The sequence below is a fragment of the Pseudomonas sp. PDM16 genome (genome assembly GCF_014851865.1).
In the GTDB taxonomy this organism is placed as follows: domain Bacteria; phylum Pseudomonadota; class Gammaproteobacteria; order Pseudomonadales; family Pseudomonadaceae; genus Aquipseudomonas.
The window spans coordinates 370,931-392,964 of sequence record NZ_JACVAM010000002.1 but is presented as its reverse complement, the minus strand read 5'-3'; the positions used below and the strand labels follow the sequence as shown (position 1 = coordinate 392,964).

The following is a 22,034-nucleotide window of genomic DNA, read 5'->3' as shown; positions in this document are numbered from 1 at the left end:
ATATATAAAGAAGAAACCCGGTCAAGCCGGGCTTCCAATGACTTCAAGAAGACTCAGCGCAGCACCGGCCCCTGGAAGCCCATCCACAACGCCAAACGCTCCGCCACGCTGGTGCCGAGCTTTTTGGTGAAGCGATCAAAAGGATTCTCTTCGCGGGTGTAGTCAACTATCTCCTTGGCACCAATCACCTCACGAGCGACATAGCTGCTGCTGCCCAGAGCATCCACAAGCCCCAACTCCAGGGCCTGCTCGCCGGACCATATCAGCCCGGAGAACAGCTCTGGGTGCTGATCAACCTTCAGTCGATCACCGCGCCCTTTCTTGACACTCTCGATGAACTGCTTGTGAGTGGTTTCCAACACGCTCTGCCAGAATCGAGTCTCCTCTTCTTTCGGCGGCTGGAATGGATCGAGGAAGGCCTTGTGCTCGCCCGATGTATAGACACGACGATCAACCCCCACCTTCTCCATCACCCCGACGAAACCAAAGGTCGCTGCAGTGACACCAATGGAGCCAACTAGGCTGGCCTTGTCGGCATAGATCTCGTCAGCGGCACTGGCAATGTAGTAGGCACCAGAGGCCCCCAGATCACTGATCACCGCGTACACCTTGATATCCGGGTGCTCGCCACGCAGGCGTTTGATTTCGTCATAGACATAACCGGACTGGACCGGACTGCCACCCGGGCTATTGATGCGCAACACGACACCCTTGGTCTTCTTATCCTCGAAGGCCGCGCGCAAACTACCGACGATATTGTCCGCACTGGCCTCTTCGTCAGCCATGATCGCGCCACGTATCTCGATGAGCGCGGTATGACTCTCCGCCATCGACGACGCTTTCCCCAGCTTCAAGGCAGGCGAGAAAAGCGCCAGCGCACCGAACAGGTAAGCGAACGCCAGCAACTTGAAGAAAATACCCCAGCGCCTAGCCCGACGCTGCTCCACCACGCCGGCTTGCAAGGTTTTTTCCAGCAGCTTCCAGGCCTTTTCGTCGCCACCTGCGGCAGACGCCTTCCATTCATCCGACATATTCGTCTACCTCGACATTGCTAACGGGAGCGTGCCCTTCCAGCCAGGCACGCAACTCAGGAAATTCATTGATGGCCAGGCGAGGACCGTGGCTGCGCAGGCTGTCCAGCGGCTGCGCACCAAAACCTACCGCCACAGAATCCATGCCGGCGTTACGCGCCATCTGCAGGTCGAAGACAGAGTCACCTACCATAAGCGCCCGTTCCGGAGTAACAGAGCAGTGAGCCAGTATCTCGTGAAGCATGCGCGGATGAGGCTTGCTCGCCGTCTCATCCGCGCAACGCGTGACATCGAAGTAATCCAGCCAGCCACGCCCTTCCAAGATCCGGTGCAACCCACGGCGACTCTTGCCAGTCGCCACCGCCAACTGATAGCCCTGTTCGCGAAAAGCCTGCAGCGACTCCTCAACCCCAGGAAACAGTGCCGAGGGCTCGTTTTCCAGGGCAATGTAATGCTCGCCATAGCCAACGCGGAAGCGTTCGACCAGCGCCGCCTCACCCAGCTCGGGATATAGCGTCCGGATCGCCTCCGGCAGACCCAGCCCGATGATGCCCTTGACTGCCTCATCGCTGAGCTGCGGCAGCCCACAGGAATCGGCGGCACGATGCATGGATTCGACAATGCGCCCGATGGAGTCGACCAGCGTGCCGTCCCAGTCGAAGATCAACAGCTGATAGTTCGACGAGCGAGAGTCAGACACCGAGGCGCTCCAGCGTCTGCGCCCATACCTCGCCCACCGCTGCCTCGAGTTCCAGGCGCTGACCATCCGGAAGTTCGATTTTCAACTGATAGGCATGCAGGAACAGGCGCTTGCCGCCCAGCTCACGGATTTCGCGAGTGAACTCTTCGTCGCCGTACTTGGGGTCGCCAGCAATCGAATGCCCGGCGTGCTTGGCATGCACACGGATCTGGTGTGTACGCCCAGTGATGGGACTGGCCTCGACCAGAGTGGCGAACTCGCCGAAGCGGCGCAGCACGCGAAACTCGGTGAGCGCTTCCTTGCCCTCGGGATTGACCTCGACCATGCGCTCACCGGAGCGCAGGTTGCTCTTCAGCAACGGTGCGGCGACCTTCTTCTTCGAGGCCGGCCAGCTGCCACGCACCAGCGCCATGTAGCGCTTGTCGACACCATCGCCGCGCAGCGCCTCGTGCAGATGACGCAGCATGCTGCGCTTCTTGGCAATCATCAGCAGGCCCGAGGTATCGCGATCCAGGCGGTGGACCAGCTCGATATCCTTGGCATCCGGACGCAGCTGGCGGAAGGCCTCGATCACCCCGTAATTCAAGCCGCTACCACCGTGCACGGCGATACCGGCCGGCTTATTCAGCACGATCAGCGCCTTGTCTTCATAGACGATGGCCGCCTCGAGGCGCTCCAGCAGGCTCTGCGCCAGCGGCACCGGCTCGTCACGCTCAGCCAGGCGCAGCGGCGGAACCCGCACGATATCGCCAGCCTGCAGCTTGTACTCGGGCTTGATCCGCCCTTTGTTCACCCGCACTTCGCCCTTGCGCAGGATGCGATAGATCAGGGTTTTCGGCACACCCTTGAGGCGGGCAAGGAGAAAATTATCGATACGCTGGCCGGCATGGTCCGGCGCAACCTCAAGCAGCTGGACGCCGGAGGTTGGAGAATTGTCTGTAGTCATGGCCGCGATCATAACAATTTTTTATGGAATTGAAGCACTTAATCATTGCTGCTATAGTCGCGAACGCCGCCAAAAGCGGCCCGGCCAGCGGGTGATTGACAACCTTGCCACCCCTGCCGAGCGCAACCCTTTCAGGACGTGAGGCCGTCCGACGGGAATCTCGCCGCACAAACGCGATGAATTTCGGAAACAAAGCCTTGAGCCAAAGAGCCTTGAGCGCAGAATTCGCGACCAGGCTCGACAAGACGCGCAGGCCCAGCCTGCGGTAATGCAAACCCGCTACGGATTCAGCGAGCGGCACCCGATTTCAGCGATACGTGTAGGGTGGAGATGCACAACCGTCGGACAGCGTAGCTACACGCATTACCAAGACGCTTCACATTCGTCCGCACCGACCGGTTGATTCCTCCCCTGACTGAGTGCTTCTGTCACCACAGCAAACAGGAGCGTTGTCGCGGCCCCGGCCCCATTGGCCTGACCGCTGGACACCGGAGTGACTTACGACCACTCCGAAAGACGCACCCTGACACCGACCGTGAGAGTCGTGTGTGCCAAACGCCGTTTCCGGCAGCCCGGAAACCATTGGTACAACATGAAAAGAATGCTGATCAACGCAACTCAGCCCGAAGAGTTGCGTGTCGCTCTGGTAGATGGCCAGAAGCTCTACGACCTGGACATCGAGTCCGGCGCCCGTGAGCAGAAGAAAGCCAACATCTACAAGGGCCGCATCACCCGCGTCGAGCCTAGCCTCGAAGCGGCCTTCGTCGACTTCGGCGCCGAGCGCCACGGCTTCCTGCCCCTCAAGGAAATCTCCCGCGAATACTTCTCCAAGGCTCCTGAAGGCGGCCGCGTCAACATCAAGGAAGTCTTGAAGGAAGGCCAGGAAGTCATCGTCCAGGTCGAGAAAGAAGAGCGTGGCAACAAGGGCGCCGCCCTGACCACCTTCATCAGCCTCGCCGGTCGTTACCTGGTCCTGATGCCGAACAACCCGCGTGCCGGCGGCATCTCCCGTCGCATCGAAGGCGAAGAGCGCAACGAACTGCGTGAAGCGCTGAACGGCCTCAACGCCCCTGGCGACATGGGCCTGATCGTGCGCACCGCCGGCCTGGGCCGCTCCAGCGAAGAGCTGCAGCTCGATCTGGACTACCTGATCCAGCTGTGGACCGCCATCAAGGATGCTTCCAAGGATCGCGCCGCACCGTTCCTGATCTACCAGGAATCCAACGTCATCATCCGCGCCATCCGCGACTACCTGCGCCAGGACATCGGCGAAGTACTGGTGGACAGCGTCGAAGCCCAGGAAGAAGCCTTGGCCTTCATCCAGCAGGTCATGCCGCAGTACGCGAGCAAGATCAAGCTGTACGAAGACAGCGTGCCGCTGTTCAACCGCTTCCAGATCGAAAGCCAGATCGAGACCGCCTTCCAGCGCGAAGTGAAACTGCCGTCCGGCGGCTCCATCGTCATCGACCCGACCGAAGCCCTGGTGTCCATCGACATCAACTCGGCGCGTGCGACCAAAGGCGGCGACATCGAAGAAACCGCCCTGCAGACCAACTTGGAAGCGGCCGAAGAGATCGCCCGCCAGCTGCGCCTGCGCGACATCGGCGGTCTGATCGTCATCGACTTCATCGACATGACCCCGGCCAAGAACCAGCGCGCCGTGGAAGAGAAGGTCCGCGAAGCCCTGGAAGCCGACCGCGCCCGCGTTCAGGTCGGCCGCATCTCGCGCTTCGGCCTGCTGGAAATGTCCCGCCAGCGCCTGCGTCCGTCCCTCGGCGAGACCAGCGGCATCGTCTGCCCGCGCTGCAACGGCCAAGGCATCATCCGCGACGTCGAATCCCTGTCGCTGGCCATCCTGCGCCTGATCGAGGAAGAAGCCCTGAAGGACCGCACCGCCGAGGTTCGCGCCCAGGTGCCGATCCCGGTTGCCGCCTTCCTGCTCAACGAGAAGCGCAACAGCATCACCAAGATCGAGCTGCGCACCCGTGCGCGCATCGTGATCCTGCCGAACGACCACCTGGAAACCCCGCACTTCGAAGTCCAGCGCCTGCGCGACGACAGCCCGGAAGTGATGAGCGGCCAATCCAGCTATGAAATGGCTGCTGCGGAAGTCGAAGACGCCCAGCCAGCCAGCGCCACTCGCACCCTGGTGCGCCAGGAAGCTGCGCTGAAAACCACCCCGCCGCGCCCTGCCGCGCCGACTCCGGCTGCCCCGCTGGCACCGGCCGCGCCGACTCCGCAACCAAGCCTGTTCAAAGGCCTGGTCAAGGGTCTGGTCAGCCTGTTCGCCGGCAAGGAAGAAGAGCCGCAGCCGGTTGCCGAAGCCAAGCCTGCCGAGCGCAAGCCGCGCAGCGACGAGCGTCGCGGAAACCGTCAGCAGAACCGTCGCGATGGCCGTGGCAACCGTGAACGCGGTGAGCGCAGCGAGCGTGGCGAACGCGAAGAGCGCAAACCGCGTGAAGAGCGCCAGCCTCGTGAGGCCCGCGAGCCGCGCGAGGAACGCCAACCGCGTGAAGCCCGTGAAGAGCGCCAGCCTCGCGAAGAGCGTCAACCGCGCGAAGCTCGTGAGCCCCGTGAGCCGCGTGAAGGCCAGGAAAACCGCCGCGAGCGTGGCGAACGCCAGCCGCGTGAAGGCCGCGAGCCCCGCGAGGAGCGCCGCCGCGAGCTGCGTGACCCGCTGGACGCCGTTGCCGCCAACCCTGCAGAGCAGCAGGAGCAACAGCCGGAACAGCGTGCCGAGCGCAAGCCGCGCGAAGAGCGCCAGCCGCGCCCTCCGCGTGAGGAGCGTCAACCGCGCGCCGAGCAGACCGAAGCAGGCAGCGAAGAAGAAGTGCTGCTGAACGGTGAGCAGGCCGACGACGATCAGGAAGGCGGTGAAGGCGGCGATCGTCCGCGCCGTCGCTCTCGTGGCCAGCGTCGCCGCAGCAACCGCCGCGAGCGCCTGCGCGACGCCGATGGCAATCCGATTGTCGATGATGGTGAAGAAGCCGCAGAAGCTGTCGACGCTGGCAGCGAAGGCGCCACCACCACTGCCGCCGAAAGCGCTGCCGTGGCGGCGGCCGTTGCCGTAACCGTAGCTGCCGAGGAGGCCCAGGCCCAGCCGGAGCAATCCTCAAGCGCGGAACAACCGCAACAGCCAGAAGTCAGCCCGGCAGCAGCCGAAGAGCCCGCCCCAGCCCCGGTAATCGTTACCGAGCCAACAGTGGAAGCAACTTCTACCGAAGAGACTCCGGTTACTCCCGCCGTTGAAGCTCCGATCGAAGCTTCCGCACCGGTGGAGCAGGCGGCCCCGGAAGCCTCGCCGCAGAATAGCGGAGGACGTGCTGCCAACGATCCGCGCGAGGTGCGCCGCCGCCGTCTAGCAGCAGAAGCGGCAGCCGCCGCTCAAGCCACCGAGGCTACTCCGGCGGAAGCGTCTCCTGCAATCGAGGCTGCCCCGACTGCCGAAACGACTCCGATCACTGAAGCCAACTCAGCAGCCGAACCCCCACCGGCCGAAGCTGTCCGCGAGCAGGTAGCCAAAGTGGCAGCCGATGTTCCTGAGCAGCTACCGCCAAGCGCTTCCGAAGCCGAGGCTACCCTGCCTACGGACAAGGAAGAGCAGGAAGGCAAACCGCAGATCTGATACTGCGGGACAACAAGGGGGGGATGCAGACGCATCCCCCCTTTTTTATGCCTCTGCACTTTGATTCCTGCGATTGAAATGCTTCGGCAACGCCCTTGCGAGCTTTGGACGTTTACGGCAGAATTCGCGCCGTCCTAGGGGAGTAGTCTCCCGCGAGCCCTCGGCTCACTTGGCGTGCGTCAACACACTTGCTCCGCAGAGCATGGCGCATGCGACCCAAGGCCTTTGCGGCCTGAGAGGTTTGACAAGACCTATGACACGCACACCTCACCCGGGGCGGGGAGGTAGTACGTGTCATAGAACAGTCAAACCCGCCCCTTAGGAACGCCTGATGTTGGAATCCCTGTTCGTCCCCACCGGAATCGTTGCCCTCGCCGAGATCGGCGATAAGACGCAGCTCCTCGCCTTGCTGCTGGCATGTCGCTTTCGCCGGCCATGGCCAATCATCTGGGGCATCGTCCTGGCTACGCTAGCCAACCACTTCGCCGCCGGCGCGGTAGGCAATTGGGTTGCCAGTTTCTTCTCGCAAACCACACTGAGCTGGATTCTCGCAGCATGTTTCGCAGCCGTTGCACTGTGGACGCTGATTCCCGACAAGCTCGACGAAGACGAGTCCCACCTCAAGCGTTTCGGCCCTTTCCTTACCACCCTGATCGCCTTCTTCCTCGCGGAGATGGGCGACAAGACCCAGATCGCCACGGTGATGCTGGCGGCGCAGTATCCCGACTTCCTGATGGTAGTCATAGGAACTACGCTCGGCATGCTGATCGCCAACGTACCAGTCGTGCTGGCCGGCAACTTCGCAGCAGACCGCCTGCCCTTGGCACTCATCCGCAAGCTGGCCGCGCTCGCCTTCCTCGCGCTGGCCATCTACGCCGCCTGCCAGGCCCTCGGACTGCTCGGGGGGCTCTGATGCCGAACGGCGGAAACGAGCGACCAGGCGGCCCACCCTTATTGTCCTCGCGTTGGTAATCTGCTGGCGAATCGCGCAGTTCCAGTGCTGAAGGAGCAGTACATGTCCCTGGAAGAAATGAAGAAGCGCGTCCGCCAGCATGTCGACTTGAGCTGGAACCGGGGCCACCTGGCACTTGCCGAGCAAATGCATGGCCCCGACTTCATCTACAAGAGCTCGTTCAATGATCGGCCGCTGAGTAGCTCGGCATTCTCCCGCATGGTTCAGGAGATTCGCCATGCCATGCCTGATCTGGAAGTGGTGATCGAGGAATGCGTGGCGGAAGGCGACAAGGTAGTGACTTGGAGCACCCTGATCGGCACCCTGGCCAGCCCGGCGATGGGCTACCCCGCCAGTGACAAGGTGCTGAGCATCTCGGCGATGGCCTTCTGGACCCTGACGCCCCACGGCAGCATCCGCGAAATCTGTACCATGTTCGACATGGAAAGCTTTCGAGCCCAGTTCGGCCTGACAACCCGCTCTGTCACGGAAAAGGCCCAGCCCTAGGAAGAGCACTCTCTAGCGCTTAGCCTGCTCGTACAGGGGCAGCACTTTTGGGATCGCCGCCTCGAGCGAGGAAATACGACTACCCGATGACGGATGGGTGCTCATGAATTCCGGAGGCGCCCCGCCGCCGGCCTGGCTCATCTTCTGCCAGAGGCTTATCGCGGCGTTGGGGTCGTAACCAGCGCGGGCGGACAGTTCTAGACCGATGACGTCGGCCTCGTTCTCATTTGCCCGACTGTTGGGAAGAGTCATCAGATACTCCACTCCGGTATTGGCGAGCTGCAGGCCACCATCACCGACACCTAGAACCGCCCCAAGCTGAGTCGCCATTTGCACGCCATAGGCCTTGGACATGGCCTCGCGACTGTGCTCGCGCAACGCATGCGCGATCTCGTGCCCCATCACCGCAGCCAGTTCATCGTCGGTCAGACGGAGCTGATCGATCAAACCGCTGTACACGATGATCTTGCCGCCCGGACCACAGTTGGCGTTGAGCTCGTCGCTCTTGATCAGATTGACCTGCCAGTCCCACTCTGCAGCGTCCGCCCTGAACACCGGAGCCTGGGCGATAAGCCGCTTGGCTATGACACTGACGCGCCTGGCGTTCGCACTGGTCGAGTCCAGCGCGCCCTGACCAGCTGCCTCGTCAAGCGTTTGCCGATAGGCCTGGGCGTACATGCTGTCGACCTCCTGAGCGGACAGCATGCTGAACATGTACTGCTTGCGCTCGACCCCAACCGCTCCGCCACTGGTGGTATTGACGGCCTGGCACGCAACGAGGAGTGAAAGGCCGCCCAAGACGGGTAAGCGGAGCAGACTGTGCATGGAAATCTCCAGACGGTAATGCATGAATCATATGCTGGATGTCGGTGAGAGCATCACCCACGACAGATACTTGCACTCAGACAATACGCCATCTTTTCTAGTTGCAGGACGGCTCATGAATTGCTCGTGAGCTGCCGATAAGCCAGGGACAGGCGCAGAAACCACGCCATGGGAGTCCCTATGCGATTCAAGTCCATCCAGTTTTCCGTCGCGTTCCTCGCAGGTGCCAGCGTGCTGGCCGTCGTTGTGGCGTTGGTGCTGTACTCGCTGTTCTCGGGAGCCCGGACCCAGCAAACCGTGCGCGAACAGACCGAAGGTCTGCTTCAGCACATCATCGAAGATCGCCTGAAGACCCTGGCACAGGCACAGGTCAGTCAGATCCAGCGCGAGCTGGAGTACCCGCTGGCGGTGGCCGGGAACATCGCCCAGACAAACGCTCTGATGGGCGAGACCGATGCGAGCGGCTCCGCCCTGTTTGGCATAAGCCGCGAGGAATTGAACAACCTGCTGCGCAACGCCGTGGTCAAGAATCCCAAGCTGCTCGACGTCTATGTTGGCTGGGAGCCCAACGCCTTCGACCAGGACGACAACCTGTACGCGAATCAGCCCGGCTATGACGACAGCGGCCGATTCATGCCCTGGTGGTACCGCAAGGATGGCCAACCTTCCGTGGAGCCCCTGGGCTCCGACATGGAGAATCCCAAACTGCTACCCACTGGCGTGCGCGCCGGGGAGTACTACCTGTGCCCAAGAGAGACCAAGGGCACCTGCATCATTGACCCGGCCCCGTATGAGATGAATGGCAAGATGGTGATGATGGCATCGTTCAACGTGCCAATTCTGGTCAACGGACAATTTCGCGGTGTAGTCGGTGCCGACCTGGCTCTGGACTTCATCCAGGAGCTGCTGAAAGCCGCCGATGCCCAACTCTATGAAGGCGCAGGAGAAATGGCGCTGATCTCCAGCAATGGCCGCCTGGTGGCCTTCACTCCGGACGCTGGAAAGCTCGGAGAGCCCAGTGAGCAGGTGATCGGCAACCTCGGCGATCTGAAGGGCCTGCAGGCAGGCCAGGCCCACTTCAGCGAAGACGATGCAAAGGACCTGATCCAGCTGTTGATGCCCTTCACCATCGGCGACACCCAGACTCGCTGGACCCTGCTTCTGCAGCTTCCGCGGAGTGCCGTTTATGCCGACCTGATCAAGCTGCAGGAGGAGCTGGCAGAACAGCGCAATCAGGACATCTTCGGCATGAGCGTAGTGGGACTCCTGATCGCTGCCCTCGGCCTGATCGTCATCTGGTTCGTCGGCTACGGCATCGCCCGCCCGCTGCGGCAGATGGTCGGTATGCTCGACGACATCGCCAAGGGCGACGGCGATCTCACCGTGCGACTACAGGTGGATCGCGCCGACGAACTGGGGCAGATAGCCAACGGCTTCAACACCTTCCTCAACAAGCTGCAGAGCATGATCCGCGACGTGGTCACCTCGGTACAGAAGGTCAGTGACTCCTCCGAACACACCGCCGATATCGCCATTCGCACCAACCAGGGCGTGCAAAAGCAGATGGCGGAGATCGATCAGGTAGCCACCGCCGTACAGGAGATGAGCGCCACTGCCCAGGACGTGGCACGCAACGCCACCCAGGCGGCCGAGGCAGCCAACCACGCGGACCACTCGGCCAACGACGGCAAACGCATCGTCGAGGGTACTTCCAAGGCAATTGCCGCCCTGGCCAGCGAGATCGGCCGTGCCGTTGGCGTAGTGCAGACGCTGGCCAAGGACAGCGAGAACATCAATGCCATCCTGGTGGCGATCCGAGGTATCGCCGAGCAGACCAACCTGCTCGCGCTCAACGCCGCCATCGAGGCAGCACGCGCCGGCGAGCAAGGTCGCGGCTTTGCCGTCGTGGCCGATGAGGTGCGCAACCTCGCGCAGAAGACCCAGCAGGCCACCGAAGAGATCCAGAGCATGATCCAGCAGCTGCAGAACGGCACCCGCGAGGTGGTGAACGTGATGGAGCAGAGCCAGGCGCGCACCGACGATAGCGTGCAGCAGGCCCAGGCTGCAGCTCAGGCGCTGGAATCGATCACCCAGGCGGTATCGGTGATCAACGACATGAACACCCAGATCGCCAGTGCCGCCGAGGAGCAGAGCGCGGTGGCCGAGGACATCAACCGCAACGTCACCAATATCGGCCAGGTGGCCGGCGAGGTGGCCGGCGGCGCCGACGAGGCCAGCCAGGCGAGCGCCGAGCTGACCAAGCTGGCCGAGCAGCAGCGGCGGCTGATCAATCAGTTCAGGGTGTAAAAGGCCACCTGACGATCTAGGCAGCTAGATTGTCAGGTCTTGTGCGCCCAGCGCTGGCGCAGCCATTCGAGGTCTTCCGGGCGGGTGATCTTCAGATTGTCCGCCCTGCCCTCCACCAGCTTCGGTGCCAATCCGGCCCACTCCAGGGCGGAGGCCTCGTCGGTCACCGCCACATCAGCCACCAGCGCGTCTGCCAGCGCCCGATGCAGGGCCGCCAGGCGGAACATCTGGGGCGTGTAGGCCTGCCAGATCAGGCTGCGATCCACGGTTTCCGCCACCCGGCCATCGGCGCCGACACGCTTGAGCGTATCGCGCGCCGGCACGGCCAGCAGGCCACCAACCGGATCATCGGCCAGCTCCTGCAGCAGCAGATCGAGATCGCTGCGCGCCAGGTTGGGCCGCGCGGCGTCGTGCACCAGCACCCAGTCGTCCGGCTGTGCGCCCAGCTCCAGCAGGCGCAGCAGGCCGGCCAACACCGAGTCGGCGCGCTCGGCACCGCCCTCGGCACGCTGGATGCGTGGATCATTGGCCAGCGCCAGCGTCGGCCAGAAGGGATCGTCCACCGCCAGGCTGAGCACCAGGCCCCGCAGCTGCGGATGATCGAGAAAACAGTGGAGGGTATGTTCGAGGATGGTTTGCCCGGCCAGCTGCAGATACTGCTTGGGACGGTCGGCACGCATGCGCGAGCCGATGCCGGCGGCGGGGATCACTACCCAGAAGGAAGGTATCGCGGGAGTATTCATTCGGCCAGCTGGTAGAGGGTTTCGCCTTCCTTGACCATGCCGAGTTCGTGACGGGCACGCTCCTCGACGGTCTCCATGCCCTTCTTCAACTCCAGCACCTCGGCTTCGAGGATGCGGTTGCGCTCGAGCAGGCGCTCGTTCTCGCCCTGCTGATCGGCAATCTGCCGCTGCAGCTCGGTGACCTGGGCCAGGCTGCCGTCACCCACCCACAGGCGGTACTGCAGGCCAGCCAGAACCAGCACGAGCGCGACGAACAGCCAGTAGGGCGCTTTGTTAGACATGGGAACGCGAGTATCCATACGAAAAGGGCAGCTTGCGCTGCCCTTTTACCATTCCCGGCTTAGCCGCGGAACTCGGCGCGGCCCTTGTACGGAGCCTTTCCGCCGAGCTGCTCTTCGATGCGCAGCAGTTGGTTGTACTTGGACACGCGATCGGAACGGCACAGGGAGCCGGTCTTGATCTGGCCAGCGGCGGTGCCTACGGCCAGGTCGGCGATGGTGCTGTCCTCAGTCTCACCGGAGCGGTGCGAGATCACGGCAGTGAAGCCGGCGGCCTTGGCCATCTGGATGGCTTCCAGGGTCTCGGTCAGCGAGCCGATCTGATTGAACTTGATCAGGATCGAGTTGCCGATCTTCTCGTCGATGCCGCGTTTGAGGATCTTGGTGTTGGTCACGAACAGGTCGTCGCCAACCAGCTGCACCTTGTCGCCGATCTTGTCGGTCAGGACTTTCCAGCCAGCCCAGTCGGACTCGTCCATGCCGTCTTCGATGGAGATGATCGGGTAGCGCTGGGTCAGGCTGGCCAGGTAGTCGGCGAAGCCTTCGGCGCTGAATACCTTGCCCTCGCCTTCGAGGTCGTACTGGCCGTCCTTGAAGAACTCGGAGGAAGCGCAGTCCAGGGCCAGGGTGATGTCGTCACCCAGCTTGTAGCCGGCGTTGGCCACGGCCTCGGCGATAGCAGCCAGGGCGTCTTCGTTGGAAGCCAGGTTCGGCGCGAAGCCACCTTCGTCACCCACGGCGGTGTTCAGGCCACGGGCCTTCAGCACGACTTTCAGGTGGTGGAAGATCTCGGCGCCCATGCGCAGGGCGTCGGCGAAGTTCTTGGCGCCAACCGGCTGAACCATGAACTCCTGGATGTCGACGTTGTTATCGGCGTGCTCGCCGCCGTTGATGATGTTCATCATCGGCACCGGCATGGAGTAGACGCCCGGGGTGCCGTTCAGATCGGCGATGTGCGCGTACAGCGGCACGCTCTTGGCCTGAGCAGCAGCCTTGGCGGCGGCCAGGGACACGGCGAGGATGGCGTTGGCGCCCAGCTTGCCTTTGTTCTCGGTGCCGTCGAGGTCGATCATGGCCAGGTCGAGGGCCTTCTGCTCACGGGCGTCTTTGCCCAGCAGCAGATCGCGGATCGGACCGTTGATGTTGGCCACGGCCTTGAGCACACCCTTGCCGAGGTAACGGCTCTTGTCGCCATCACGCAGCTCCAGCGCTTCGCGCGAGCCAGTGGACGCGCCGGACGGTGCACAGGCGCTACCGACAATGCCGCCTTCGAGGATCACATCGGCTTCAACGGTGGGGTTGCCACGGGAGTCGAGAACCTCGCGACCCTTGATATCGACGATTTTAGCCATCGCGTATAACACTCCAAATGTTTACGAGAGAGATTGCCTGCCGGTCACGGCCAACGGGCGCGCACTTTACCGGAGAATTACCTGATCAGGCAGTCTCAATCGGCGGGAAACTCTTCACCAGATCATCCATCTGCTTGAGCTGGGTGAGGAACGGCTCCAGCTTGTTCAGACGCAGGGCGCACGGACCATCACACTTGGCCTGCTCCGGCTCCGGGTGGGCCTCGAGGAACAGACCAGCCAGGCCCTGGCTCATGCCGGCCTTGGCCAGGTCAGTGACTTGGGCACGACGGCCGCCAGCAGAGTCGGCACGACCACCCGGCATCTGCAGGGCATGGGTCACGTCGAAGAACACCGGGTATTCGAACGACTTCATGATGCCGAAGCCAAGCATGTCCACCACCAGGTTGTTGTAACCGAAGGAGGAACCACGCTCGCAGAGAATCAGCTGATCGTTACCGGCCTCCTCGCACTTGCGCAGGATGTGTTTCATCTCCTGCGGGGCGAGGAACTGGGCCTTCTTGATGTTGATCACCGCGCCGGTCTTGGCCATCGCCACTACCAGGTCGGTCTGCCGCGAGAGGAAAGCCGGCAACTGAATGATGTCGCACACCTCAGCCACCGGAGCAGCCTGGTGCGGTTCATGCACGTCGGTGATCACCGGTACGCCGAAGGTCTTCTTCACTTCCTCGAAGATCTTCATGCCCTCTTCCAGGCCAGGGCCACGGAAGGAGGTGATGGACGAGCGGTTGGCCTTGTCGAAGCTGGCCTTGAACACGTAGGGAATGCCGAGCTTCTCGGTAACCCGAACGTACTCTTCGCAGGCCTGCATGGCCAGATCGCGCGACTCCAGCACGTTGATGCCGCCGAACAGGACGAACGGCTTGTCGTTGGCGATCTCGATACCGCCGACTTTGATGATCTTCTGCGCCATGTTCGTTCCTTACGCCTTGCCGGCCTGTTTCAACGCAGCCTTGACGAAGCCGCTGAACAGCGGGTGGCCGTCGCGTGGGGTAGAGGTGAATTCCGGGTGGAACTGGCAGGCGACGAACCACGGGTGATCCGGTGCCTCGACCACTTCGACCAACGCGCCGTCGGCGGAGCGGCCGCTGACCTTGAGGCCGGCCTGCTCCAGCTGCGGCAGCAGGTTGTTGTTGACCTCGTAACGGTGGCGATGGCGCTCGACGATCACATCCTTGCCATAGCACTCGCGCACATTGGAGCCGGCGATCAGTTGGCAGTCCTGCGCGCCCAAGCGCATGGTGCCGCCCAGGTCGGAGGCATCGGTACGAATCTCAGTGGCGCCGGTGGCGTCTTGCCACTCGGTGATTAGGCCAACGACCGGGTGGCCGCTGTTCTGGTCGAATTCGGTGGAGTTGGCGTCGGTCCAGCCCAGCACGTTACGGGCGTACTCGATCACCGCCACCTGCATGCCGAGGCAGATGCCCAAGTAAGGGATCTTGTTCTCGCGGGCGTACTGCACGGTCTTGATCTTGCCTTCCACGCCACGCAGACCGAAGCCACCTGGAACCAGGATAGCGTCGACGCCTTCGAGCTTGGCGGTGCCTTCGTTCTCGATCTCCTCGGAGTCGATATAGCGCAGCTTGACCTTGGTACGATTCTCGATGCCAGCGTGATTCATCGCCTCGATCAGCGACTTGTACGCATCCAGCAGCTCCATGTACTTACCGACCATGGCGATGGTGACTTCCTTCTCCGGGTTCAGCTTGGCATCCACCACGCGGTCCCACTCGGAGAGGTCGGCCGGGCCGCATTGCAGGCCGAAGCGCTCGACGACGATGTCATCCAGGCCCTGGGCGTGCAGTACCGACGGAATCTTGTAGATGGTATCGACGTCTTCCAGGGCGATGACCGCGCGCTCTTCCACGTTGGTGAACAGGGCGATCTTGCGACGCGAGGACAGGTCGATCTCGTGATCGGAGCGGCATACCAGCACGTCCGGCTGCACGCCGATGGAGCGCAGCTCCTTGACCGAGTGCTGGGTCGGCTTGGTCTTGGTCTCGCCGGCGGTGGCGATGTACGGCACCAGGGTCAGGTGCATGAACATGGCGCGCTTGGCGCCCACTTCCACGCGCAGCTGGCGAGCGGCCTCGAGGAACGGTTGCGACTCGATGTCACCCACGGTGCCACCGATCTCGACCATGGCCACGTCGGCATCGCCGGCGCCCTTGATGATGCGGCGCTTGATCTCGTCGGTGATATGCGGGATCACCTGGATGGTGGCACCCAGGTAGTCACCACGGCGCTCCTTGCGCAGCACGTGCTCGTAGACACGGCCGGTGGTGAAGTTGTTGTCCTGGGTCATGGTGGTGCGGATGAACCGCTCGTAGTGACCCAGGTCGAGGTCGGTCTCGGCGCCGTCCTTGGTGACGAACACTTCACCGTGCTGGAACGGGCTCATGGTACCCGGATCGACGTTGATGTAGGGATCCAGCTTGAGCATGGTGACCTTCAGGCCTCGCGCCTCCAGGATGGCTGCCAAAGAAGCCGAGGCGATGCCTTTCCCCAATGAAGAAACAACACCACCCGTGACGAAGATGTAGCGCGTCATGAAAAATCCTAGAAGTCTGTGTTCAAGCGGTCAGCGCCGCCGGGAAGAAAGCGCAGGACGGCCAATGCCGACCTGAAATAAGCAATGCCCTGCGGGTTCGAGTCGAGCCCACAGAAGCAGCAATAAGACGGGAGCGTAGTCTACCGGAAAGGCCCTTTCAGCTCAAACCTTGTGCGTTGGTCGGAGGCTGCCAGCAGAAACGCCACTCAGCCGACGGAGGGCCATCGAGACCGGGCAGATTGGCCACCGCGATCAGCTCATCGCCCCGATAGAGCAATGGCAGACGACCGCGCACGAAGGCCGGCACAGCACGCTCGTTGAGCAGACGCTTGAGATCGCGATGCCCACGTCCGGCCAGCGCCATGACTTCGCCGCCGCGGCGATAACGCAGCTGCAGATGGCCATTCGGAGCAAATCCCTGCATGAGTACCCGACCATTGCCAGCCAAGCTGCATGGCTGCTGCGGATCACCCCAGGCAGCGGGCTCTGGCGGCGCCTGCAACCAATCGCCGGACAACCACCACAACCGATCATCGGCGCGCCGCAGCTCCCCGCCCTCAAGACGCCAGAGCGGAGCGGTATCGACCGCCGCGTCGCGCAGGCTGTCCCAGCCGGCCCAATGTTCGCTGTCCGGCATTCGTGTCAGCGGCGCCAGCCAGTGACGCAACAAGTTGCGCTGGCGCGCGGCCGAGAGGCCTCGTAGCGGTGTCAGCGCCAGGGAAGGCAGCCCCAGCCAGGCATGGGCATGCTCGACTCGTGCAGCAGCAAGATCCGCCTCGGCCAACTCACCGAGCAGCTGTTCGGCCTCGCGCATGTACGCGGCGGCCCTCGCCAGGCTCGCCCCTGCCCGCGGCCAATGCCGAGCCAGAAGCGGCAGCACGTCACGGCGCAGAAAGTTACGCGCCAGTCCGGTGTCGGCATTGGAGGGATCTTCCACCCAACTCAGGTCGTGCTGCCGGGCGTAGGCCTCCAACTCGCCGCGCGAGGCCTGCAGCAATGGACGCACCAGCCAGCCAGGGCCGAATGGCCGACTCGGTGGCATGCCCGCCAGACCACGCACACCAGCGCCACGCAGCAGACGGAACAGCAGAGTTTCAGCCTGATCATCACGATGCTGGGCGGTCAACAACAGCGCCCCCTCCTCCAACCTGCGCTCGAACGCTCTATAGCGCGCATCCCGTGCGGCGCGCTCGAGACTGGCACCACTGTCCACCTGCACCCGCTCGATATGCAGCGGCACGCCCAACTGGTCGCAGAAGGATTGGCAGTGTGCCGGCCAGGCATCGGCGGCGGCCTGCAGGCCATGATGGACATGAATGGCGAACAGCTGCGGCAGCGCCTGCTGCTCGCGCAGCCGCACCAGCAGGTGCAGCAGAACGGTCGAATCCAGCCCGCCGGACAAGGCGATGTACCAGGCGGGAGCGCCACGCCAGGGCGACAGGGAGTCGAGCAACGAGGTTTCGAGCGCAGTCATGTCGCCAGCTTAAACAACAACGGGCCCGAAGGCCCGTTGTGGATGCATGAAGCCAATCAGGCGATACCGTAACTCATCAGACGCTCGTAGCGGCGCTCCAGCAGCTTGGCATCGTCCAGCTTGCGCAGCATGTCGAGTTGCTCGAGCAGCTCGGCACGAATCGACTGGGCAGCAGTCGCCGGCTCGCGGTGCGCACCGCCCAGCGGCTCGGCGATGACCTTGTCGACGATGCCCAAGCCCTTCAGGCGCTCGGCGGTGATGCCCATGGCCTCGGCCGCATCCGGAGCCTTCTCGGCGGTTTTCCACAGGATCGAGGCGCAGCCTTCCGGCGAAATCACCGAGTAGGTGGAGTACTGCAGCATGTTCAGTTGGTCGCACACGCCGATGGCCAGCGCGCCGCCGGAGCCGCCCTCACCGATCACGGTGGCGATGATCGGGGTCTTCAGGCGCGCCATCACGCGCAGGTTCCAGGCGATGGCCTCGCTCTGATTACGCTCTTCGGCGTCGATGCCTGGATAGGCACCCGGCGTGTCGATAAAGGTCAGGATCGGCAGCTTGAAGCGCTCAGCCATTTCCATCAGACGGCAGGCCTTGCGATAGCCCTCGGGGCGCGGCATACCGAAGTTGCGGCGCACCTTCTCGCGGACTTCGCGGCCTTTCTGGTGGCCGATGATCATCACCGGCTGGTCATCCAGGCGGGCGGTGCCGCCGACGATAGCGGCGTCATCAGAGAAGTGGCGGTCGCCGTGCAGTTCGTCGAACTCGGTGAAGATGTGTTCGATGTAGTCGAGGGTGTAGGGGCGGCGCGGGTGGCGCGACAGCTGGGAAATCTGCCAACTGCTGAGATTGCCGAAAATGCTCTTGGTCAGGTCGCTGCTCTTGTCCTGCAGGCGGGCGATCTCGTCGCTAATGTTCAGCGCATTGTCATTACCGACCAGGCGCAGCTCTTCGATCTTGGCTTGCAGGTCGGCGATCGGCTGTTCGAAGTCGAGGAAATTCGGGTTCATAGGCGTCCGTCTTGCGTCGGCGGCCGAAAGGCCGGGCGGCTGATTCCATCTGGCGTCTTACCTTAAGGGATAAGACGCCCAGGGTCGAGGCCGAGGAGGCAGACCTGCGGCCTGCCCCTCAGCGGTATTGGAGGAAGACGTTGTCTTTGCCGAACTGGTCACGCAGGGCCTGGATCAGGTTGTCCGCGGGGTCTATGCACCAGCGCTCGCCGAACTGCAGTACCGCCTTGGCCTCACTGCCACTGTAGTCGAGGGTCAGTGGGCAGGCCCCCTTGTGCTTGCCGAACAACTCGCCCAGCCAGCGCAGACGATCACCCTGCAGCGCCTCACGCGGTGCGCGGATACGCAGGCTCTCGGCCAGGCCGGTACGCGCCTCCTCCAGGCTCATCACCCGCTTGGCGCGCAGGCGCAGGCCGCCGGAGAACTCGTCGTTGCTCACCTCACCCTCGACCACCACCAGGGCGTCGGTTTGCAGCAGCGCCTGGGCGCTGGCGAAGGCATCGGCGAACAACGAGGCCTCGATCCGCCCGGAACGGTCATCCAGGGTGATGAAGCCCATCTTGTCGCCCTTCTTGTTCTTCATCACCCGCAGCGCCACGATCAGACCGGCGATGGTCTGGGTGTCGCGGGCGGCACGCAGCTCGACGATGCGCTGGCGGGCGAAGCGGCGCACCTCGCCCTCGTACTCGTCGATCGGGTGGCCGGTGAGGTACAGGCCGAGGGTGTCCTTCTCGCCCTTCAGGCGTTCCTTGATCGACAGCTCGCGGGCATTGCGGTGATTGATGTAGAGGTCAGCCTCCGGCTCGGCGAACACGCCGCCGAACAGATCCATATGACCGCTATCATGGCTGCGTGCAGTCTGCTCGGCAGCCTGTACCGCCTCTTCCATGGCCGCCAGCAGCACGGCACGGTTGAGGTCGACGCTGGCCTGATAGGCCTTGAGTTCGTCCTGGTAGTAGGGACCGAGGCGATCCAGTGCGCCGGAGCGCACCAGCGCCTCCAGCGTGCGTTTGTTGATGCGCTTGAGGTCGACGCGGTTGCAGAAATCGAACAGGTCCTTGAACGGACCGCCTTCGGCGCGGCACTCGACGATGGCCTCGACCGGCCCCTCACCGACGCCCTTGACCGCACCCAGGCCGTAGACAATGCGTCCATCGTCATTGACGGTGAACTTGAACTCCGAGGTATTCACGTCCGGAGCATCGAGACGCAGCTTCATGCTGCGGCACTCCTCGATGAGGATCACCACCTTGTCGGTGTTGTGCATATCCGCCGACAGCACCGCCGCCATGAAGGGCGCCGGGTAGTGCGCCTTGAGCCAGGCGGTCTGGTAGGAGACCAGGCCGTAGGCGGCCGAGTGGGATTTGTTGAAGCCGTAGCCGGCGAACTTTTCCACCAGGTCGAAGATGTTGCCCGCCAGGTTGGCATCGATGCCGTTGCCCGCGCAGCCCTCGATGAAGCCGCCGCGTTGCTTGGCCATCTCCTCGGGCTTCTTCTTGCCCATGGCGCGGCGCAGCATGTCCGCACCGCCGAGGGTGTAGCCCGCCATCACCTGGGCGATCTGCATCACCTGTTCCTGGTACAGGATGATGCCGTAGGTGGGCTTGAGCACGGGCTCCAGGCCGGCGTACTGGTAGTCCGGGTGCGGGTAGGAGAGCTGCTCACGGCCGTGCTTGCGGTTGATGAAGTCGTCCACCATGCCCGACTGCAGCGGGCCGGGGCGGAACAGCGCCACCAGTGCGATCATGTCTTCCAGGCAGTCGGGCTTGAGCTTCTTGATCAGCTCCTTCATGCCGCGTGATTCGAGCTGGAACACGGCCGTGGTCTCGGCCTTCTGCAGCATCGCGTAGGTCGGCTTGTCGTCCAGCGGGATGAAGTCGATGTTGATCAGCTCTTCATCCGACGCGCCCTCGCGCTTCTGGATGCGATGGATGGTCTCCATCGCCCACTTGATGATGGTCAGGGTACGCAGGCCGAGGAAGTCGAACTTCACCAGGCCGGCCGCCTCCACGTCGTCCTTGTCAAACTGGGTGACCAGGCCGCCGCCCTCTTCATCGCAGGAAGTCGGCGCGAAGTCGGTGAGCTTGGTCGGCGCAATCACCACACCACCGGCGTGCTTGCCGGTGCCGCGCACCACACCCTCGAGCTTGAGGGCCATGTCCCAGATTTCCTGGGCTTCCTCGTCGGCCTTGAGGAAGTCGCGCAGAACCTCTTCCTGCTCGTAGGCCGCCTCCAGGGTCATGCCGACCTCGAAGGGGATCATCTTCGACAGGCGGTCGGCCAGGCCATAGGACTTGCCCTGCACCCGCGCCACGTCGCGCACCACCGCCTTGGCCGCCATGGAGCCGAAGGTGATGATCTGGCTCACCGCGTTACGGCCGTACTTCTCGGCCACGTAGTCGATCACCCGGTCGCGACCGTCCATGCAGAAGTCGACGTCGAAGTCGGGCATGGAAATACGTTCGGGGTTGAGGAAGCGCTCGAACAGCAGGTCGTAGGCCAGCGGGTCGAGGTCGGTGATCTTCAGCACGTAGGCCACCAGCGAGCCGGCGCCCGAACCCCGGCCCGGACCGACCGGCACGCCGTTGTTCTTCGCCCACTTGATGAAGTCCATCACGATGAGGAAGTAACCGGGGAAGCCCATCTGGATGATGATGTCGAGCTCGAAGTTCAGGCGATCGACGTAGACCTGGCGCTTCTCCTCGTAGTTGGGCGTGGTGTCTTTCGGCCACAGCACGGCCAGACGCTCCTCCAGGCCCTCGAAGGAGGCGTGGCGCAGGTAGTCGTCGATGCCCATACCGTTGGGCGTGGGGAAGTCCGGCAGGAAGTATTTGCCCAGCTGCACGTCGATGTTGCAGCGCTTGGCGATCTCCACCGTGTTTTCCAGCGCCTCGGGCAGGTCGGCGAACAGCTCCGCCATCTCCTCCGGCGACTTGAGGTACTGCTCCTCGGAGTAGTTGCGCGGGCGGCGCGGGTCATCCAGGGTGCGGCCCTCGCCGATGCACACGCGGGTCTCGTGGGCCTCGAAGTCGCCCGGCTTGAGGAAGCGCACGTCGTTGGTCGCCACCAGCGGCACGCCGGTGCGCGTGGCCAGCGCTACCGCGGCATGCAGATGCTCCTCGTCGTTGACCCGATTGGTGCGCTGCACCTCCAGGTAGAAGTGCTCCGGGAATACCGCCAGCCATTCATCGAGCAATGCCTCGGCGCGCCCCGGCTCGCCGGCCAGCAGGGCCATGCCCACTTCGCCCTCACGCGCGCCGGACAGGGCAATCACGCCTTCGGCTGCCTCCTTGACCCAGTCGCGCTGGATGATCACCAGGCCATTGTCCTGCCCCTCGGCCCAGCCGCGGGAGATCAGTTCGGTGAGGTTGCGATAGCCCTGGGCGTTCATCGCCAGCAGGGTCAGACGCGACAGCGGCCCATCCTCGTCCGGGCTGGCCAGCCAGATATCGGCGCCGCAGATCGGCTTGATGCCGGCGCCCATGGCGGTCTTGTAGAACTTCACCAGCGAGCACATGTTGCTCATGTCGGTGACGGCCACCGCCGGCATGCCTGCCCCGGCCACGGCCTTGACCAGCGGCTTGACCCGTACCAGCCCGTCGACCAGGGAAAACTCGGTGTGCAGGCGCAGATGGACGAAGGTAGCGGTCATGACAATCCCGTTGGTGACACAGAAACGATAAGGCCCGGATTGTACCGGGCCTCGACTTAAACAACA

Annotated in this window: 16 protein-coding genes and 1 riboswitch; of the genes, 4 read left to right on the top strand and 12 right to left on the bottom strand. The window is 63.2% G+C overall.

Annotated features, from left to right (window positions below; all coding sequences use genetic code 11):
• Positions 1–53: 53 nt before the first annotated feature.
• The 3 genes from sppA to rluC are packed head-to-tail and all read right to left on the bottom strand — an operon-like array spanning position 54 to position 2,677.
• On the bottom strand, positions 54–1,031 hold the full coding sequence (gene sppA / locus IB234_RS08300) for a signal peptide peptidase SppA (RefSeq protein ID WP_192316416.1): 978 nt from the start codon (positions 1,029–1,031) through the stop codon (positions 54–56).
• On the bottom strand, positions 1,021–1,731 hold the full coding sequence (locus IB234_RS08295; RefSeq protein ID WP_318651992.1) for an HAD-IIIA family hydrolase: 711 nt from the start codon (positions 1,729–1,731) through the stop codon (positions 1,021–1,023). Before IB234_RS08295 ends, sppA begins: the two co-directional genes overlap by 11 nt.
• Positions 1,724–2,677 carry a 23S rRNA pseudouridine(955/2504/2580) synthase RluC gene (gene rluC / locus IB234_RS08290; protein ID WP_192316412.1) on the bottom strand — a complete coding sequence of 318 codons (954 nt, stop codon included), beginning with the start codon at positions 2,675–2,677 and terminating at the stop codon, positions 1,724–1,726. The genes IB234_RS08295 and rluC overlap by 8 nt, the downstream gene beginning before the upstream one ends.
• Before the next feature lie 592 nt (positions 2,678–3,269).
• Between rluC and rne the strand changes: the two genes are divergently transcribed.
• The 3 genes from rne to IB234_RS08275 all read left to right on the top strand — a co-directional run bounded on the left by rne (position 3,270) and on the right by IB234_RS08275 (position 7,761).
• Positions 3,270–6,302, top strand: a complete 3,033-nt coding sequence (gene rne / locus IB234_RS08285; RefSeq protein ID WP_192316409.1) for a ribonuclease E — start codon at positions 3,270–3,272, stop codon at positions 6,300–6,302.
• Between the two features lie 125 nt (positions 6,303–6,427).
• Positions 6,428–6,545, top strand: a riboswitch (yybP-ykoY riboswitch).
• Positions 6,546–6,636: 91 nt separating this feature from the next.
• Positions 6,637–7,215 (top strand): TMEM165/GDT1 family protein, encoded by a 579-nt coding sequence (locus IB234_RS08280; protein WP_192317762.1) that lies wholly within the window; start codon positions 6,637–6,639, stop codon positions 7,213–7,215.
• A 102-nt stretch (positions 7,216–7,317) separates the two neighbouring features.
• Entirely contained in the window at positions 7,318–7,761 is a 444-nt protein-coding gene (locus tag IB234_RS08275; RefSeq protein ID WP_192316407.1) for an ester cyclase, read from the top strand.
• A 12-nt stretch (positions 7,762–7,773) separates the two neighbouring features.
• Here IB234_RS08275 and IB234_RS08270 read toward each other — a convergent pair whose 3' ends face one another.
• Positions 7,774–8,586: a M48 family metallopeptidase gene (locus tag IB234_RS08270; RefSeq protein ID WP_192316405.1), complete on the bottom strand. Its 813-nt coding sequence runs from the start codon at positions 8,584–8,586 to the stop codon at positions 7,774–7,776.
• A 180-nt stretch (positions 8,587–8,766) separates the two neighbouring features.
• Here IB234_RS08270 and IB234_RS08265 point away from each other — a divergent pair, with 180 nt between their 5' ends.
• Complete coding sequence (locus IB234_RS08265) at positions 8,767–10,893, top strand: methyl-accepting chemotaxis protein (protein ID WP_192316403.1); 2,127 nt, start codon at positions 8,767–8,769, stop codon at positions 10,891–10,893.
• 32 nt (positions 10,894–10,925) lie between these two features.
• Here the strand turns inward: IB234_RS08265 and ispD are convergent, their stop codons facing one another.
• The 8 genes from ispD to dnaE form a co-directional block, all read right to left on the bottom strand.
• Complete coding sequence (gene ispD / locus IB234_RS08260; RefSeq protein ID WP_192316401.1) at positions 10,926–11,636, bottom strand: 2-C-methyl-D-erythritol 4-phosphate cytidylyltransferase; 711 nt, start codon at positions 11,634–11,636, stop codon at positions 10,926–10,928.
• Entirely contained in the window at positions 11,633–11,917 is a 285-nt protein-coding gene (ftsB, locus tag IB234_RS08255; RefSeq protein WP_043306928.1) for a cell division protein FtsB, read from the bottom strand. The genes ispD and ftsB overlap by 4 nt, the downstream gene beginning before the upstream one ends.
• 59 nt (positions 11,918–11,976) lie before the next feature.
• Positions 11,977–13,266: a phosphopyruvate hydratase gene (eno, locus tag IB234_RS08250; RefSeq protein WP_192316398.1), complete on the bottom strand. Its 1,290-nt coding sequence runs from the start codon at positions 13,264–13,266 to the stop codon at positions 11,977–11,979.
• Between the two features lie 85 nt (positions 13,267–13,351).
• Positions 13,352–14,197 carry a 3-deoxy-8-phosphooctulonate synthase gene (gene kdsA, locus IB234_RS08245; RefSeq protein ID WP_192316396.1) on the bottom strand — a complete coding sequence of 282 codons (846 nt, stop codon included), beginning with the start codon at positions 14,195–14,197 and terminating at the stop codon, positions 13,352–13,354.
• Positions 14,198–14,206: 9 nt separating this feature from the next.
• Positions 14,207–15,835, bottom strand: a complete 1,629-nt coding sequence (locus IB234_RS08240; RefSeq protein ID WP_192316394.1) for a CTP synthase — start codon at positions 15,833–15,835, stop codon at positions 14,207–14,209.
• Positions 15,836–15,992: 157 nt separating this feature from the next.
• The gene (gene tilS, locus IB234_RS08235) at positions 15,993–17,309 is read right to left on the bottom strand and encodes a tRNA lysidine(34) synthetase TilS (protein ID WP_192316391.1); all 1,317 of its coding nucleotides are present in this window, start codon (positions 17,307–17,309) and stop codon (positions 15,993–15,995) included.
• Between the two features lie 56 nt (positions 17,310–17,365).
• A complete protein-coding gene (locus IB234_RS08230) occupies positions 17,366–18,316 on the bottom strand; it encodes an acetyl-CoA carboxylase carboxyltransferase subunit alpha (protein ID WP_192316389.1) in 951 nt (316 codons plus the stop codon).
• Positions 18,317–18,434: 118 nt separating this feature from the next.
• Positions 18,435–21,968, bottom strand: a complete 3,534-nt coding sequence (gene dnaE / locus IB234_RS08225; protein WP_192316387.1) for a DNA polymerase III subunit alpha — start codon at positions 21,966–21,968, stop codon at positions 18,435–18,437.
• Between the last annotated feature and the right edge of the window lie 66 nt (positions 21,969–22,034).

Coding starts and splice junctions, on each gene's coding strand:
- eno (WP_192316398.1), bottom strand. CDS start 13,266: ATGGCTAAAATCGTCGATATCAAGGGTCGCGAGGTTCTCGACTCCCGT.
- rluC (WP_192316412.1), bottom strand. CDS start 2,677: ATGACTACAGACAATTCTCCAACCTCCGGCGTCCAGCTGCTTGAGGTT.
- IB234_RS08230 (WP_192316389.1), bottom strand. CDS start 18,316: ATGAACCCGAATTTCCTCGACTTCGAACAGCCGATCGCCGACCTGCAA.
- ftsB (WP_043306928.1), bottom strand. CDS start 11,917: ATGTCTAACAAAGCGCCCTACTGGCTGTTCGTCGCGCTCGTGCTGGTT.
- rne (WP_192316409.1), top strand. CDS start 3,270: ATGAAAAGAATGCTGATCAACGCAACTCAGCCCGAAGAGTTGCGTGTC.
- ispD (WP_192316401.1), bottom strand. CDS start 11,636: ATGAATACTCCCGCGATACCTTCCTTCTGGGTAGTGATCCCCGCCGCC.
- sppA (WP_192316416.1), bottom strand. CDS start 1,031: ATGTCGGATGAATGGAAGGCGTCTGCCGCAGGTGGCGACGAAAAGGCC.
- dnaE (WP_192316387.1), bottom strand. CDS start 21,968: ATGACCGCTACCTTCGTCCATCTGCGCCTGCACACCGAGTTTTCCCTG.
- IB234_RS08270 (WP_192316405.1), bottom strand. CDS start 8,586: ATGCACAGTCTGCTCCGCTTACCCGTCTTGGGCGGCCTTTCACTCCTC.
- IB234_RS08240 (WP_192316394.1), bottom strand. CDS start 15,835: ATGACGCGCTACATCTTCGTCACGGGTGGTGTTGTTTCTTCATTGGGG.
- IB234_RS08265 (WP_192316403.1), top strand. CDS start 8,767: ATGCGATTCAAGTCCATCCAGTTTTCCGTCGCGTTCCTCGCAGGTGCC.
- tilS (WP_192316391.1), bottom strand. CDS start 17,309: ATGACTGCGCTCGAAACCTCGTTGCTCGACTCCCTGTCGCCCTGGCGT.
- IB234_RS08275 (WP_192316407.1), top strand. CDS start 7,318: ATGTCCCTGGAAGAAATGAAGAAGCGCGTCCGCCAGCATGTCGACTTG.
- kdsA (WP_192316396.1), bottom strand. CDS start 14,197: ATGGCGCAGAAGATCATCAAAGTCGGCGGTATCGAGATCGCCAACGAC.